The 14,695-nt window shown below is 74.0% G+C and carries 13 protein-coding genes; 2 read left to right on the top strand and 11 right to left on the bottom strand.

All coding sequences use genetic code 11. From position 1 onward, the window contains the following. Nucleotides 1-5: 5 nt before the first annotated feature. Together AC0B61_RS25800 and AC0B61_RS25795 are read left to right on the top strand one after the other, a co-directional pair. Nucleotides 6-923, top strand: coding sequence for an ABC transporter ATP-binding protein (locus tag AC0B61_RS25800; RefSeq protein ID WP_471743127.1), 918 nt, complete (start codon nucleotides 6-8; stop codon nucleotides 921-923). Between the two features lie 61 nt (nucleotides 924-984). Beyond that, entirely contained in the window at nucleotides 985-1,701 is a 717-nt protein-coding gene (locus AC0B61_RS25795; protein ID WP_471743126.1) for an ABC transporter permease, read from the top strand. A gap of 75 nt (nucleotides 1,702-1,776) precedes the next feature. Here the strand turns inward: AC0B61_RS25795 and AC0B61_RS25790 are convergent, their stop codons facing one another. The 11 genes from AC0B61_RS25790 to AC0B61_RS25740 all read right to left on the bottom strand — a co-directional run bounded on the left by AC0B61_RS25790 (nucleotide 1,777) and on the right by AC0B61_RS25740 (nucleotide 14,533). Next, complete coding sequence (locus AC0B61_RS25790) at nucleotides 1,777-3,033, bottom strand: CynX/NimT family MFS transporter (protein WP_471743125.1); 1,257 nt, start codon at nucleotides 3,031-3,033, stop codon at nucleotides 1,777-1,779. Between the two features lie 65 nt (nucleotides 3,034-3,098). After that, nucleotides 3,099-3,830: a FadR/GntR family transcriptional regulator gene (locus AC0B61_RS25785; RefSeq protein WP_471743124.1), complete on the bottom strand. Its 732-nt coding sequence runs from the start codon at nucleotides 3,828-3,830 to the stop codon at nucleotides 3,099-3,101. Nucleotides 3,831-3,966: 136 nt separating this feature from the next. After that, nucleotides 3,967-4,824 (bottom strand): HAD family hydrolase, encoded by an 858-nt coding sequence (locus AC0B61_RS25780; protein WP_471743123.1) that lies wholly within the window; start codon nucleotides 4,822-4,824, stop codon nucleotides 3,967-3,969. A 94-nt stretch (nucleotides 4,825-4,918) separates the two neighbouring features. Continuing rightward, nucleotides 4,919-6,193 (bottom strand): serine--tRNA ligase, encoded by a 1,275-nt coding sequence (serS, locus tag AC0B61_RS25775; RefSeq protein ID WP_471743122.1) that lies wholly within the window; start codon nucleotides 6,191-6,193, stop codon nucleotides 4,919-4,921. Nucleotides 6,194-6,791: 598 nt separating this feature from the next. Next, nucleotides 6,792-7,727 (bottom strand): prephenate dehydratase, encoded by a 936-nt coding sequence (gene pheA / locus AC0B61_RS25770; protein ID WP_471743121.1) that lies wholly within the window; start codon nucleotides 7,725-7,727, stop codon nucleotides 6,792-6,794. Between the two features lie 192 nt (nucleotides 7,728-7,919). Further along, complete coding sequence (efeB, locus tag AC0B61_RS25765) at nucleotides 7,920-9,260, bottom strand: iron uptake transporter deferrochelatase/peroxidase subunit (RefSeq protein ID WP_471743120.1); 1,341 nt, start codon at nucleotides 9,258-9,260, stop codon at nucleotides 7,920-7,922. A gap of 38 nt (nucleotides 9,261-9,298) precedes the next feature. Then, complete coding sequence (locus AC0B61_RS25760; protein ID WP_471743119.1) at nucleotides 9,299-11,380, bottom strand: copper resistance CopC/CopD family protein; 2,082 nt, start codon at nucleotides 11,378-11,380, stop codon at nucleotides 9,299-9,301. Between the two features lie 12 nt (nucleotides 11,381-11,392). Next, a complete protein-coding gene (locus AC0B61_RS25755) occupies nucleotides 11,393-11,923 on the bottom strand; it encodes a copper chaperone PCu(A)C (protein ID WP_471743118.1) in 531 nt (176 codons plus the stop codon). After that, nucleotides 11,920-12,588, bottom strand: coding sequence for an SCO family protein (locus tag AC0B61_RS25750; RefSeq protein ID WP_471743117.1), 669 nt, complete (start codon nucleotides 12,586-12,588; stop codon nucleotides 11,920-11,922). Before AC0B61_RS25750 ends, AC0B61_RS25755 begins: the two co-directional genes overlap by 4 nt. A gap of 77 nt (nucleotides 12,589-12,665) precedes the next feature. After that, nucleotides 12,666-13,418 carry a YcnI family copper-binding membrane protein gene (locus AC0B61_RS25745; RefSeq protein WP_471743116.1) on the bottom strand — a complete coding sequence of 251 codons (753 nt, stop codon included), beginning with the start codon at nucleotides 13,416-13,418 and terminating at the stop codon, nucleotides 12,666-12,668. Between the two features lie 251 nt (nucleotides 13,419-13,669). Then, entirely contained in the window at nucleotides 13,670-14,533 is an 864-nt protein-coding gene (locus AC0B61_RS25740) for a hypothetical protein (protein WP_471743115.1), read from the bottom strand. Between the last annotated feature and the right edge of the window lie 162 nt (nucleotides 14,534-14,695).

Raw genomic sequence — 14,695 nt, 5'->3', positions numbered from 1 at the left:
GCGGCATGGCCACCATCAGCATCGACAAGGTCTCCCGCTGGTTCGGGAACGTGGTCGCGGTCAACGACGTCAGCATGGACATCGGCCCCGGCGTCACCGGCCTCCTCGGGCCGAACGGCGCGGGCAAGTCCACCCTCATCCACATGATGAGCGGTTTCCTCGCCCCCTCCAGCGGCTCGGTCACCCTGGACGGAGTGCCGATCTGGCGCAACCAGCAGGTGTACCGGCAGATCGGCCTGGTCCCCGAGCGGGAGTCGATGTACGACTACCTGACCGGCTGGGAGTTCGTCCTCGCCAACGCCGAACTGCACGGCCTGCCCCAGCCCGGCGCCGCCGCCCGCCGCGCCCTGGACCTGGTGGAGATGGCGTACGCCAAGGACCGCCGCACCGGGACGTACTCCAAGGGCATGAAGCAGCGGGTCAAGATGGCCTCGGCGCTGGTCCACGACCCGGCCGCGCTGCTGCTGGACGAGCCCTTCAACGGCATGGACCCGCGCCAGCGGCTCCAGCTGATGGAGCTGCTGCGCCGCTTCGGTGCGGACGGCCGCACCGTGCTGTTCTCCTCCCACATCCTGGAGGAGGTCGAGCAACTGGCCCGGCACATCGAGGTCGTGGTGGCCGGCCGGCACGCGGCCTCGGGCGACTTCCGCAAGATCCGCCGACTGATGACCGACCGACCGCACCGGTACCTGGTCCGCTCCGGCGACGACCGCCGGCTCGCCGCCGCGCTGATCGCCGACGGCTCCACCACCGGCATCGAGGTGGACGAGCGGGAGCGGGCGCTGCGGATCGAGGCGGTCGACTTCCAGGGCTTCACCACCCTGCTGCCCAGGGTCGCCCGGGAGGCCGGCATCCGGCTGTACACCGTCTCCCCGGCCGACGAGTCGCTGGAGAGCGTCTTCTCGTACCTGGTCTCCGCGTGAGTACCGCTGTTTCCGTCCCCGCCGCCGTGACCGTTGTTGCCCAGGAAGGGGCCGACCGACCATGAACCCCACCGTCGCCAGGCTGACCCTGCGCGGGCTGCTGGGCCGCCGCCGCGGCCTCGTGCTGCTGGTGGTCCCCGCCCTGCTGCTGCTCGTCTCCGCCATCGCGAACGGGTCGAGCGCCGACCCGCACGGCCTGACCGTCAAGATCCTCGGCCAGCTCGGCCTCGGCACCCTGGTCCCGATCCTCGGCCTGGTGGTCGGCACCGGGGTCATCGCCACCGAGATCGACGACGGCTCGATCGTCTACCTGCTCGCCAAGCCGCTGCCGCGCTGGCGGATCATCACCACCAAGCTGACCGTCGCGATCGGCGTCACCTGGCTGTTCTCGGTCGTCCCGACGCTGCTCGCCGGGCTGCTGCTGTACGGCACCCGGGACGGCGTGGCGCTCGGCTACACCGTGGCGGTGCTGGTCGCCGGGGCCGCGTACAGCGCGCTGTTCCTGCTGCTCGGCGTCGTCACCCGGCACGCGGTCGTGGCCGGGCTGGGGTACGCGCTGGTCTGGGAGTCGCTGGTCGGCAACTTCGTCGAGGGCGCCCGGACGCTGAGCGTCCAGCAGTGGGGCCGGGCGGTGGCCGAGGCGGTCGCCGGGGACACCGCGATCGGCGCCGATGTCTCGCTGGCGGCGGCCGTTCCGCTGCTGCTGGTGGTCACCGTCGCGGCGACGGTGCTCGCCTCGGTGAAGCTGGCCGGGCTGACCCTGGCCGGAGACGAGTGACCCGGCGAGGAGTGGCCCGGCGAGGAGTGGCCCGCTGACGAGTCACCCGGCGGGGAGTGAGCCGTACCGCGGGGCTCAGAGCGTACGGTTGCGCCCCGCGCCCCAGCCGGCCGCGCCGACCACGACCACCAGCACCAACATCAGCGCCAGGGTGGCCTCCCAGCCGCCGGTGAGCTGGTGCAGCGCGCCCGCGCCGACCGGGCCGGCCGCCGCGACCAGATAGCCGATCGCCTGCGACATCCCGCCCAGCTGGGCGGCGCCGGCCGCACTGCGGGTCCGCAGCACGATGAACGCCAGGCCCAGGCCCAGCGAACCGCCCTGGGCCACGCCGAGGATGGTCGCCGACACCCACGCGGCCGACACGGGGGCCGCCAGCAGCAGGGCGATGCCGAGCCCGTTCAGGACGGCCATGGTCACCGCGAGGGCGCGCTGGTTGGTCATCCGGCCGGCCATCAGCGGCACCAGGAAGGCGCCGGCCACCTGCATCAGGTTGGAGAAGGCGAAGACCAGGCCGGCCTGGCCGCGGTCCATGCCGTGGTCGGCCAGGATCGTCGGCATCCACGCCACCAGGGTGTACACCAGCAGCGACGAGACGCCCATGAAGAGGCTGATCTGCCAGGCCAGCGGGGACTTCCAGACACCCGCGATCGGCGTGCCCGGCGTGCCCGGCGTACCCGGGGTGCCCGGCGCGGCCGCCGCGCCCCGCTCCTGACGGGAGCGCAGCACCTGCGGCAGCCAGGCCACCGCCGCGACCAGCGCGAGCAGTGACCAGGCGCCGAGCGAGGCCCGCCAGCCGCCGCCGAGCGCGTGCTCCAGCGGGACGGAGGTGCCGGCGGCGAGGGTCGCACCGACCAGCATGGTGGTGGAGTAGACGCCGGTCATGGTCGCCGCCCGGTCCGGGAACTCCCGCTTGACCAGGCCCGGCATCGACACGTTCAGCACCGCGATGGCCACGCCGATCACCACGCAGCCCGCGTACAGGGCGAACACGGTGGGCAGCACCCGCAGCAGCACGCCCGCGCCCAGCACCAGCACCGCGCCCAGCACCACCCGCTCGGCGCCGAACCGGCGGGTCAGTCGGGGAGTGAGCGGGGCGCCGACGCCCTGGAACAGCACCGGCACGGTGGTGATCAGGCCGCTCGCGGTGGTGGAGAGGCCGAAGGTCCGCTGGATCTCGCCGACCATCGGGGAGATCGCGGCCAGGCAGGCCCGCATGTTCAGCGCGACCAGCACGATGCCGGTCAGCAGCAGGAGCGGATGGGCGAGCCGGGCGCGGACGGGGAGCGGGGCGGACGTGGTGACAACCGGCTGCTGGGCACGGGTGACGGCCATGGATGTGCTGTTCTTTCCGGGAGGTGCGTGGATGCGGGGGCGGGCAGGAGGAGGCTCGCGCCGTCCTACTTCCGGGCCGCGATGGCCGCGAGCAGCTGCTCGACGGCCGCGGTCGGGCCGGCGAGCAGCGCACGACACGCCGCCTCCGCCCGGTCCGGGTCACCGCTCTCGATCGCGGCGACCAGCGCCTCGTGGGTGGCCACGACCGCCTCGGGCATGTCGTGGTCGCCGAAGGCGGCGGTCATCGCCTCGCGGACGGAGGCGCCGAAGTAGCGGTACACCTCGGCCAGCGCGGGGTTGTGCGCGGCGTCGACGATGGCGGTGTGGAACTCCAGGTCGTGCTCGACGGTGGCCTCGCGGCTCGCCCGCTCGGGGTGCGCCGCGAACACCTCGGCCTCGCGGGCCAGCGCGGTTCGCATCCGCCGGATGTCCTCGGGGGTGTGCCGCAGGGCGGCCAGCCGGGCGGCCTCGGTCTCCAGCGCGGCGCGGACCTCCAGGACGTCCCGGATGCCCGAGCGCTGGACGCCGCGCAGCACCGCCGCCGGGTCGCTGGTGGAGCGGACGAACGTCCCCTCGCCCTGCCGGGAGACCAGCATCCCGGCGTGCACCAGCACCCGGATCGCCTCCCGCACGGTGTTCCGCCCGACCTGCAGCCGCTCGGCCAGCTCGTGCTCGGTGGGGATCTGCGAGCCCACGGGCCACACTCCACCGGCCAGTTGCTCGCGCAGCTGGTCGATCGCGGTGTCCACCAGGGAACGCCGCCCGGCCGCCTGCAGGCTGCTGCCGTCGCTGGTCATTCCGGGCCCCTTCCGTCACTGCACGCCACCGCATGCCACCGCACGTGCCTTACAAGTCGTCGGTCATCCTACAACTGATTGCCCGGTCATCCTACAACTGGTCTCGCCCAGCGGATGGCCGGGCAGGCGGGGGGCGTCAGCGGGCCGGGTAGAGGCGTTCGAGGACGACGGCGACGCCGTCCTCGTCGTTGCCGGCGGTGACGGCGTCGGCGACGGCGAGGAGTTCTTCGTGGGCGTTGGCCATGGCGACGCCGTGGGCGGCCCAGGCGAACATCGGGATGTCGTTGGGCATGTCGCCGAAGGCGATGGTGTCGGCGGCGCGCAGGCCCAGGCGGCGGGCGGCGACGGCCAGGCCGGTGGCCTTGGACAGGCCGAGCGGGAGCAGTTCGACCACGCCGGCGCCGGCCATCACGATGCCGACGAGGTCGCCGGCGGCGCGCCGGGCGGCTTCGGCGAGGGCGTCGTCGGTCAGGGCGGGGTGCTGGATGTAGAGCTTGCTGACCGGGGCGGCGAGGAGTGCGCCGCGGTCGACCCGGACGACCGGCAGGTCGGAGCCGATCCGCAGTTCGTAGCCGGGGCCGGCCAGCACCTGGCCGTCGAGGCCGTCCTGGTTGGCGGCGATGGCGAGCGGGCCGGTCTCGGCTTCGATCTTCTCGATGGCGAGGGCGGCGAGCCGGCGGTCGAGGGTGAGGGAGGTGAGCAGCCTGTGCGCGCCGGCGTCGTAGACCTGGGCGCCCTGGCCGCACACGGCTATCCCGGTGTAGCCGATCTCGTCGAACACCGGGCGGGCCCAGACGGCCGAGCGGCCGGTGACGATGATGTGCAGCGCGCCCGCGCCGGTGGCCGCGGCCAGGGCGGCGCGGGTGCGCTCGGAGACGGTCTCCCGGCTGGTCAGCAGGGTGCCGTCGAGGTCGGTGGCGACCAGCCGGTAGGGCAGGCCGCCACCGTCGGCGGTGTCGTCCGGGGAGACGGGGCTGGGGCTGGTGGTGCTCATGGGCCGGTCGTCTCCCGGGAGTTGCGGGTGGTGCGAGGTGGTACGGGCGGTGCGATCGGTGCCGGTAGTGCCGGTAGTGCCGACGGAGCCGGGGCTACTTGACCGGCTCGAGGACGGTCCGCCCGCCGAGGAACGGCCGCAGCGCCTCGGGCACGGCGACCGAGCCGTCGGCCTGCTGGTGGTTCTCCAGGATCGCCACGATGGTGCGCGGGATGGCGACCAGGGTGCCGTTCAGGGTGGCGAGCGGGCGGGTCTTGCCCTCCTCGCGCATCCGGATCGACAGCCGGCGGGCCTGGTACTCGGTGGTGTTGGAGGTGGAGGTGACCTCGCGGTACTTGCCCTGGGTGGGGATCCAGGCCTCGATGTCGAACTTGCGCGCGGCGGAGGCTCCGAGGTCGCCGGAGGCGACGTCAATGACCCGGTACGGCAGCTCCAGCGCGTTGAGGAAGTCCTTCTCCCACTGGAGCAGGCGGCGGTGCTCGTTCTCCGCGTCCTCGGGCGTGGTGTAGACGAACATCTCCACCTTCTCGAACTGGTGGACGCGGATGATGCCGCGGGTGTCCTTGCCGTAGGTGCCGGCCTCGCGGCGGAAGCAGGACGAGTAGCCGGCGTAGCGAAGCGGCAGCTTCTCGGCGTCGATGATCTCGTCCATGTGGTACGCCGCGAGCGGGACCTCGCTGGTGCCGACCAGGTACCGGTCGTCCTCGGCGAGGTGGTAGACGTTCTCGGCGGCCTGGCCGAGGAACCCGGTGCCGTCCATGGCGGCCGGGCGGACCAGCGTCGGGGTGATCATCGGGATGAAGCCGGCCGCGGTGGCCTGGGCGATCGCCATGTTGACCAGGGCGAGCTCCAGCAGCGCGCCGACGCCGGTCAGGTAGTAGGAGCGCGAGCCGGCGACCTTGGCGCCGCGCTCGGTGTCGATCGCGCCCAGGATCTGGCCGAGCTCGACGTGGTCGCGCGGCTCGAAGCCCTCGGCGGCGAAGTCGCGCGGGGTGCCGATCTCCTCCAGGGTGACGAAGTCCTCCTCGCCGCCGACCGGGGCGGCCGGGTCGATGAGGTTCGCCAACGAGCGGACCAGCCGCTCGGCCTCCTCCTTGGCCGCGCCCTGTTCGGCGTCCGCGGCCTTGACCTCGGCGGCCAGCTCCTTGGTGCGCTGGAGCAGGGCGGCCTTCTCCTCGCCCTTGGCCTGGGCGACCTGCTTGCCGAGCACCCGCTGCTCGCTGCGCAGTTCGTCGAAGCGGCTGCCCGAGGACCGGCGCCGTTCGTCGGCGGAGAGGAGGGCGTCGACCAGGTCGACGTCCTCGCCACGGACGCGCTGCGAGGCGCGCACTCGGTCAGGGTCCTCACGGAGCAGGCGAAGGTCAATCACAGGCCCAAGCGTACCGGGCGGGAGTTCCTCCACCGGTACCGGTTTTTCCCTGGGGATAACTTCCCTGATCCTGTGGATAACTTCTGTGGGGAACGCGCCGGGGGCGGGTTATCCACAGGGCTGGGGCGGGGGCTGTGGATCGAAGGGGAGGATCGCCCTCCGTCCGCCCGAACCGGGGAATTGAGGTTTCAAACCCCATTTGACCTTCTCAGGTGAGGGAATTGAAGCACTCAGACGGGTGATTTGCTGGCAACCGGGTGACTCTGGTCCGATAAATCATCTCTGCGATGCAAACCGATGATCCGACCAGTTCTGGGCAATGGCTATACCGGTTTGTCGACTCATCCCCAGGCCTGTGGATAACTTCCGGCTGTGGACAGTGGGGAGGCCTGTGGACAGCGGCCTCCGGCGCCGGGCGGCTCTGTGGATGACGGGGGCGGTCACCCGCCCCGCCTGACCGGCCCGGTCTAAAACGGTCGGAAAAGGTCAGAAAGACAAGAGATGTCGCTCGGCTGACCGGCGGGGCGCCGCGTCCGCCGCCGAAGCGACCCGTCTGCCGCGGAAGCCTCGCGTCGGCCCCGGGGCCCTCGCGGCTGCCTCAGATGTCCCCGCGCCCGTCGAGCGCGCGGGACAGCCAGTCCGCCGCCGAGGAGAAATCGTCGTCCGAGGTTCCCGGCCGCCGGTGGGTGGACACCTGGCGGTCGGCGCGCGGATAGGAGCCGAGGAACCGCACCTGCGGGCAGATCCGCTTGAGGCCCATCATCGCCTCGCCCACCCGGCGCTCGGACAGATGGCCCTCGCAGTCGATCAGGAAGCAGTAGTTGCCCAGGCCCTCACCGGTCGGCCGGGACTCGATCCGCATCAGGTTGATGCCGCGCACCGCGAACTCCTGCAGCAGCTCCAGCAGGGCGCCCGGGTGGTCGTCCGGCAGCCAGACCACCATCGAGGTCTTGTCCGCGCCGGTCGGCGAGGAGACCCGGCCGGGGCGCCCCACCAGGACGAACCGGGTGGCCGCGCTCTTCGCGTCCGCGATGTCCCTGACCAGTGGCTCCAGCCCGTAGATCGGCGCCGCGAACTCGCCTGCGAACGCCCCGTCGTAGCGGCCCTCGGCGACCAGCCGGGCGCCGTCGGCGTTGGAGGCGGCCGACTCCCAGGCCGCCTCCGGCAGGTTGGCCGCCAGCCAGCGGCGCACCTGCGGCTGGGCCACCGGGTGGCTGGTCACCGTCTTGATCCCGGCCAGCTCGGTGCCCGGCCGCACCAGCAGCGCGAACGAGATCGGCAGCAGCACCTCGCGGTAGATCATCAGCGGTGTGCCGGAGGCCAGTTCGTCGTTGGTCGCGGTGACCGCGCCCTCCACCGAGTTCTCGATCGGCACGAACGCCCCGGCGGCCTCCCCGCCGCGCACCGCGTCCAGGGCCAGCGCCACCGAGGACAGCGGCACCAACTCCCTGGTCGCCGCCTCGGGCAGGGTGTGCAGCGCCGCCTCGGTGAAGGTGCCGGCCGGGCCGAGGTAGGTGTAGCGGGTGGCCGACATGACGCCTCCATGGGTTCTGATGCTGCACGAACGGGGTGGTGCCGAAGCAGTCACCATAACGATTCCGCGGTCCCGGCAGTACGGCGTTCCAGTGGTCGGGACCGCCTGTGCTACGGGCCGGGACGGCGCCCGGTACGGGAGGGCACGGCGCCCGCTGCGGGCCCGGACGGCGCCCGCCGCGGGCCGGGGGCGTCACCCCTCCAGCAACTGCTGCCCGAGGTAGCCGCCGGCCGGTGCGCCCGGGGGCAGCGCGTACAGGCCGCTCGCCTCGTGCCGCAGGAAGCGGGAGAGGCCGTCGGCCCGGGAGAGCTTGCGCTGCACCGGGGTGAAGCCCTTGCGCGGGTCGGCCTGGAAGGCGAGGAAGAGCAGCCCGGCGTCCGGCGATCCGTCCGGTAGCAGCCCGTCGTGGTACGAGAAGCCGCGCCGCAGCATCGCCGCCCCGCCGTTGGCCGCCGGGGCGGCGACCCGGATGTGCGCGTCGGCGGGGATCGCCAGGGCGCCGTCCGGGCCCTGGGCGGACAGGTCGACGGGGCTGTGCTCGCCGGCCCCGGCGGGCGCACCGAGCGGGGCGCCGTCCGCCTTGCGCCGCCCGATCACCCGCTCCTGCCGGTCCACCGGCAGCGTCTCCCAGTGGTCCAGGAGCATCCGGATCCGGCGGAACACCAGGTACGAGCCGCCGGCCTGCCAGCCCGGCTGGTCGCCGCCGACGGCGCAGAACACCTTGGCGGCGAAGCCGTCGTCGCCGGGCTTCGGATTGTTGGTGCCGTCGACCTGGCCCATCAGGTTGCGGCCGGTCACCGGCCGGGCGGCCGCGCCGGGGGTCCGGGCGAAGCCGGCCGACTGCCAGCGCAGCGCCGCCGTACCGGCCGCCAGCCGTTGCAGCACCCGCAGGGCGTGCACCGCCACCAGTGCGTCGTCGGCGCCGATCTGGACGAACAGGTCGCCCTCGCCGCGGGCGGGGTCGAGTGCGTCGCCCGGGAAGGCGGGCAGCGGTTCGAGCCCGGGCGGGCGGCGGTCGGCCAGCCCGGCCTTGTCGAAGAGCGCGGCGCCGAAGCCGACGGTGAGGGTGAGCGAGCAGGGCCCGGCGTCCAGCGCGATCTGGTTGTCGAACTCCTCGGCCGGCTCCCCGGCGGTCAGCCGCTCGGCCGCCTTCGTCCAGCGCCGCAGCAGGGCGCCCAGGCCGTCCCGGCCGACATCCCCGGCCAGGTCGAAGGCGGCCAGCTGGACCCTGGCCTGCTGCGGTTCGAGGATCCCGGCCTGGTGCTCCCCGCGGAAGGACACCCGGGCCGCGCCGAGCGCGCCGCCTGTCTCCGCCGCGCCGGCCGGGCGCCCGGCACCGTCGGGACGGTCCAGGGCGACCGCCCCGGCGACGCCCGCGCCGGCGCCGACCAGCAGCCCGGCGCCGGCGGTGCCGAGCAGCGCCCGCCGGGTGAAACCCCCGGCGGGCTGCCCGGCCGAGGCCTGCTCCGCCGGGGTCTGCTCCGCCGTCGTGGCTGAGTCCGTCGTGACTGCGTCCGCCGTGTCTGCGTCCATCGTCGCTGAGTCCGTCGTCGCTGCGTCGTCCATCGCCGTCAGCCGATCTTGAACTGCTGGGTCGGCGTGGTCTGGTCGATGTCGGACGACCGGACCTGCACCGAGACCACCCAGGTGCCCGCCAACGGCAGCTGCGCGGTGCCGCTCCAGCGGCCGGTGCCCTCCGGCGTGAGCGCGACGGGCAGCGGGCCGAGGTCGCGGTCCGGCAGGGTGAAGGCGAGCTGCACCTCGGGGACGTCCACCGGTCGGCCGTCCGGGCCGTCCAGGGCGAGCTTCACCTCGTTCGGGCCGGTCCGGGCCGGGTTGAGGGTGACGGTCGCGGTGCCCTTGGCGTTCGGCGTGCGGCCCTTGGTGTCGTACGGGAGCTTGAGCTCGACGGTGCGGCCCGGCTCGGTCTGCGGGGCCGCCGCGCCCCCGGCGTCGGCGGCCGGAGTGGCCGCCCCGGCCTTGATCTCGCTCGCCACCCGCCCGGGCGGCGAGTTGGTGAGCATCGTGGTGACCACCAGCACCGCCACCGCGACCAGCGCCTCGACCAGCACCGAGCGGCGCAGCCCGGCCCGGGTCGGGGTCAGCCCGCGCTCGCGCCCGGCGCTGTCCCGGGCGGCCTGCTGCCGGGCCAGCTGTGCCTGCCGGACCGGGTCCTCGACCCGCGCCGCAGCGCCGACGGGCGCCAACACCCCGGCCTGTTCGACCTCCGCCGCCTCGAGCTCCGTCGCCTCGACTTGCGCCGCCTCGACTTGCGCCGCCTCGGCCGGGGCCGCCCGCAGCCGGGCCAGCCAGGACCGCGACATCCAGGCGACGCCGAGCATCACGACCACGCAGCCGCCCTTCACCAGCAGCAGCCGCCCGTACTCGGTGCCGGTCAGCGCACCCCAGCTGCCGAGCCCCCGCCAGGACTGGTAGATGCCGGTGACGGCCAGGACGGCCACCGAGCCGAAGGCGATCCGGGAGAAGCGGTCCACCACGTCGGCGCCGATGCCCTCGCGCAGCGCGACCAGCAGTGCGGCGAGGCCGCCCAGCCAGAGCGCCATCGCGATCAGGTGCAGGATGCCGAACGGCAGCGCCAGCCAGACCTGGATGCCGACCGAGGCGTGGTCGGCGCCGACCCAGGTCGCCGAGAGGGCGACCGCCAGCAGCAGCCCGGCCACGCCCAGGCCCAGCCTGGTCTCCCGCTGCGGCCGCTCGGTGGCCCGCCGCTCCAACTCCCGCAGCTCGGCGGCCTCGGCGTCGTCGCTCCCGTCAGCCCTGTCACCGCCGTCGCCACCGTCGCCGCCCCCGTCCGCGCCGGGCGTCACCGGGACCGGCCGCGGCGGCTGCCCCAGCTGGCCGACCAGCAGCGACAGGAAGATCCCGCCCGCCGCGAGCAGCAGCAGCCGGGCGGCCAGCGCGGTCCCGATCCGCTCGTCCAGCGTGGCGCGCACCAGCGACAGGTCGAAGGCCTGCCCGACTCCCGTGCCGCGCTCGTACGGGCCGCGCAGCATCAGCACCGCGACGGTGGAGACCAGCAGCGTCGTCCAGCCGGTCATCAGCAGTCGCTGGACCGGGCGCCGGGCGGCCCCGGCCGGCCAGCAGATCAGCACGAAGGCGGCGACGCCGGCCAGCAGCGCGAACGCCGCGTAGGCGATGGTGCGCCCGGTGCCGTACAGGGCGGCGACCAGGCCGTCGGCCTTGGCACCCTGCAGCGCGGTGGCCGACACCGAGGTGTCCGAGGGGGCGCCGATGGAGAAGGTGAACGCGCCGCCGACCGGGTGCGAGTCCTCCGAGACGGCCCGCCAGGCCACTGTGTACGTGCCGTTGGCGAGCCCGCCGTTCAGCCCGACCCGGGCGGTGTTGCCCTTGCCGTCGGCGTGCGCCGGGCCGCCGGTGTCCACGGCCTTGCCGGCCGGGTCGAGCACCCGCACGGAGTCCGAGGAGAGCGAGACGGACTCGCTGAAGGTCAGAGTGACCGCCTGCGGGGCGGTGGCGACCACCGAGTTCTGCCGGGGGTCGGTGGAGTCCAGGGTGGCGTGCGCGGAGGCCGGGCCGGCGCCCGCGAGCATCAGCGCGAGCAGCGCGCCGAGCGCTGCGAGCACCCCGGCGATCCGGCGGTGCGAGGCCTTCTCCAGGCCGGCCGACTGCATGGTGGCGGTCCCCTAACTCTGGCCGGGGCGGTAGGTGAGGTCCTTGACCGGCACCTTGACCGCGATGGTGCCGGACTTGGCGAACGTGAGGTCGAGCTCCAGCTCGTCGCCCACGGTGGGGGTCTTCTGCCACCCCATGATCATCAGGTGGGTGCCGCCGCGGGCGAACTGCAGCGAGCCGTGCGCGGGCACGTCCAGGCTCTCGACCTGCTCCATGCTCGACGGGGTCGAGCGGTGCATGGTGACCGACTCCGCGCCCGGGCTGCTCACCTTGAGCAACTGGTCCTGGCCGCCGTCGTTGCGGACGGTCAGGTAACCGGCCGCCATCCCGCCGGCCGGGGGCAGCGGGATGTACGGGTCGGCGACGCTGAGCCGGGCCGGCCCGCTGCCGGACCCGCCCGCACCGGCCGCACCGGCCGTGCCGCCCCCGCCGCCCGTCCCGCAGGCGGCCAGGATGGCGCCGCCGCCCAGCGCCGTCGCCACCACGGCGCCGAGCAGGGCGGTACGGCGGAAGCGGTGTATCCCGGGGGCCACCGCGGTCACGCCGCGACCCCCTTGGCGAGCAGCGGCAGGTCGTGCTCGTAGGTCTTCTCCTCGGTGCCGCTCATGTAGAGGACGTGCGCCCTGTCGTCCGAGGGGAGGAAGGCCAGCACCTGTGCGCCGTGGGTGGAGGTGACGGTGCCGTCCGCATTGACCACCGGGTCCTCGATCATGATTCCGAGCGACTTGGCCGCGGTCTTCACCCTGGCCAGGTCGCCGGTGAGGCCTATGAAGTCGCTGCCCATCGAGTCCAGCCAGGTGCGCAGCACCTTGGGGGTGTCGCGCTGCGGGTCGGTGGAGACGAAGACGACGTTGACCTTCTGCCGGTCCTCCGCAGGGAGCGCCTTCATCGCGACGCCGATGTCGCCCATGGTGGTCGGGCAGACGTCCGGGCAGCTGGTGTAGCCGAAGAACAGCAGGGTGGCCTTGCCGTTGGTCTGCTGCCGCAGGTCGTAGGGCTGACCGGAGGTGTCGGTCAGCTGGAGGTCCGGCTTCTCGAAGTTCTTGGCCAGCTTGGTGCCCTGGTACGGGGAGTCGTCCTTGTGCTGGGTGACCTTCGCGGCGGTGGAGTCGCCGCCGGAGGAACCGCAGGCGGACAGCGTCAGGGCGGCGGCCAGCGCGAGGGCGGCCGCGCCGGCCAGACGGGTGGTGCGGGTGGTGCGGGACATGGCAGTTCCGATCGTGCGTGGTGGACCGCCGGCCGGGCCGCGCCCGTGGCGTGGGCGCGGCCCGGCCGGCGCAGGGGTCAGGAGGCGGAGCCGCCGCTCTTGCGGCGCAGGCCGAGCACGCCGACGGCGGTGCCCACCACGCCGACCACGATGCCGACCACGCCGAGGGTGCGGGCGGTGGAGTCACTGGCCTTGCTGCCGCTGTCGGAGCCGGCGGCGTGGTCCGAGCTGTCCCCGTGGGCGCCCGCGGCCGGGGAGGCGGTGACGCCGTGGCCGTCGCCGCCGTCGGCCTTGGTGAGCTTCAGGACCGGGGCCGGGTGGGCCGGCTCGGGCTGGCCCTCCTTGGAGTCGTCGATCCAGCGGACGACGTCGCCGTTGTCGTAGGTCTGCAGGGCCTTGAAGACCATGCTCTCGGCGTCGGTCGGCAGCGGGCCGAGTGAGACCCGGAACTCCTGGAACTGCCCGGGCGCGACCTTGGTGCCGGCGTCGGCGGTCCAGGTGATCTTGGAGACGGCCTCGTTCACGTCGCTGCCGTGCACCTTGATCGGCTTGTCGAGCTTGGCCTTCTCCAGGGTCGCGGTCCACCCCGGCAGCGGCAGGGTCCGGACCGAGGCCAGCGGGTGGTCCAGCGGGAGGTTGACCTCCAGCTTCACGGTGCTCGCGGTGTCGCTCTCGTTCGGCACCCGGAAGTCGACGGCCGTGTAGCCGCCCTGGGCGGCCGAACCCGGGTTCACGGTGACGTGCGCGAAGGCGGGACCGGCCAGCGCCACCACGGATGCGGCGGCGGTCAGGGCGACGGCGGCGAGACGGCGGGCGGGAAGGGAACGCATGATGCGGGGTCTCCGATCGGAGCTCGGCGGCACGCCGGGACCGGACGACGGACGGAGCCGCGCCTCGGAATGCCTCGGTGGTGCCGCGCGTGGGGACGTGTGGGGGGCAGAGCCTCGGGCCGCTCCGATGCTCGGAGGACGGCCGGACGGTGCGCACAGCCAGGACCCGGTACGACCGGCCCGGTACGGCCCGAAGGGCGCCAGGAACACCGGCGATGGGGTCAGTACGGGTCAGTACGGATCAGTACGGGTCAGTGCGCGAGAACCCCGCACGGCGGCCCGCGCCGCACCACACTGTGCCGCAGCACGGCACCCGCCGGAAGTGGACCCTCACCGCCCCGCGCCCCGAACCGGCGGGCCGGGCCCGCCATGCCGAACAGGCCGCGCAGCAACGCGGCCGCCAGCACGAACACCGCCCGCAGCGGCGCCGCCCAGTGCTCCCGGGCCGCCGACGCGGCCACCCGCAGCAGCCGCCACAGCGCCGCCTCGCCACGCCGCAGCCACCAGCCCGCCACCAGTGCGGCCGCCAGGTGCCCGGCCAGCATCGACGGCGTCATGCCCAGCACGCCGCCGCCCTGCCACCAGGGCGCGGCGGCGAACGCGTGCGGATCCAGGCCCGCGGAGGAGACCAACTGCTCCGGGGACGGGCCACCGGACAGGCCGACCAGCGTGCCCGGGTGAGCCTCGTTGCAGATCAGCCGGCCGGCCACCTGCGGCACGGTCAGCGGACCGGAACCGCCGTGGTGCATACCGGCCATCGAGCCGCCGAAGCCGAGGCTGTTGAAGCGGAGGCTGTTGGAGCCGTGGCCGCCGAAGGAGTGGAAGAGGCAGTGCAGTCCGAGCTGCCCCGCACCCAGCGCCCCGGCGATGGCTGCCAGCGAACGCTCCCGTCCGCCGCAGGCCGCCGCGAGCGCCAGCACCGCGGCGAAACCCGTCGCCAGCGCGGTCGCCGGCACGTTCCCGCCACCCGCCAGGGCGTGCCCGGCGGCCGCGATCAGCGTGCAGACCAGCGCGAACGGAACCGCCCGGGAAAGCCGCAGATCCCAGGCGGCGGCCCCCACCGGCTGGGCCGGTCCGGGGGCGCCCGGGAGCGGGGCGGCGGCGAGGGCAGTCATGGCCGGGCCATCCTCTCATTGCGTACGCGGCCGACACGGGCAGGGTGGGAAATCCCTACGAATGCCCCTTTCGGCGGCGGCGTGCGGGGGAGAGGACGCGCCGCTCGGCACAGACCCCGTCCCCCAGTCCATCCGCCGAACGGGCGGTAGCGGCCCCCGGGC

It is taken from the genome of Kitasatospora sp. NPDC023385, assembly GCF_055664045.1.
Note: the sequence above shows the minus strand (reverse complement) of the source record. Positions and strands in the feature narration are given on the sequence as shown.

Coding starts and splice junctions, on each gene's coding strand:
- AC0B61_RS25800 (WP_471743127.1), top strand. CDS start 6: ATGGCCACCATCAGCATCGACAAGGTCTCCCGCTGGTTCGGGAACGTG.
- AC0B61_RS25795 (WP_471743126.1), top strand. CDS start 985: ATGAACCCCACCGTCGCCAGGCTGACCCTGCGCGGGCTGCTGGGCCGC.
- AC0B61_RS25790 (WP_471743125.1), bottom strand. CDS start 3,033: ATGGCCGTCACCCGTGCCCAGCAGCCGGTTGTCACCACGTCCGCCCCG.
- AC0B61_RS25785 (WP_471743124.1), bottom strand. CDS start 3,830: ATGACCAGCGACGGCAGCAGCCTGCAGGCGGCCGGGCGGCGTTCCCTG.
- AC0B61_RS25780 (WP_471743123.1), bottom strand. CDS start 4,824: ATGAGCACCACCAGCCCCAGCCCCGTCTCCCCGGACGACACCGCCGAC.
- pheA (WP_471743121.1), bottom strand. CDS start 7,727: ATGTCGGCCACCCGCTACACCTACCTCGGCCCGGCCGGCACCTTCACC.
- efeB (WP_471743120.1), bottom strand. CDS start 9,260: ATGGACGCAGACACGGCGGACGCAGTCACGACGGACTCAGCCACGACG.
- AC0B61_RS25760 (WP_471743119.1), bottom strand. CDS start 11,380: ATGCAGTCGGCCGGCCTGGAGAAGGCCTCGCACCGCCGGATCGCCGGG.
- AC0B61_RS25750 (WP_471743117.1), bottom strand. CDS start 12,588: ATGTCCCGCACCACCCGCACCACCCGTCTGGCCGGCGCGGCCGCCCTC.
- AC0B61_RS25745 (WP_471743116.1), bottom strand. CDS start 13,418: ATGCGTTCCCTTCCCGCCCGCCGTCTCGCCGCCGTCGCCCTGACCGCC.
- AC0B61_RS25740 (WP_471743115.1), bottom strand. CDS start 14,533: ATGACTGCCCTCGCCGCCGCCCCGCTCCCGGGCGCCCCCGGACCGGCC.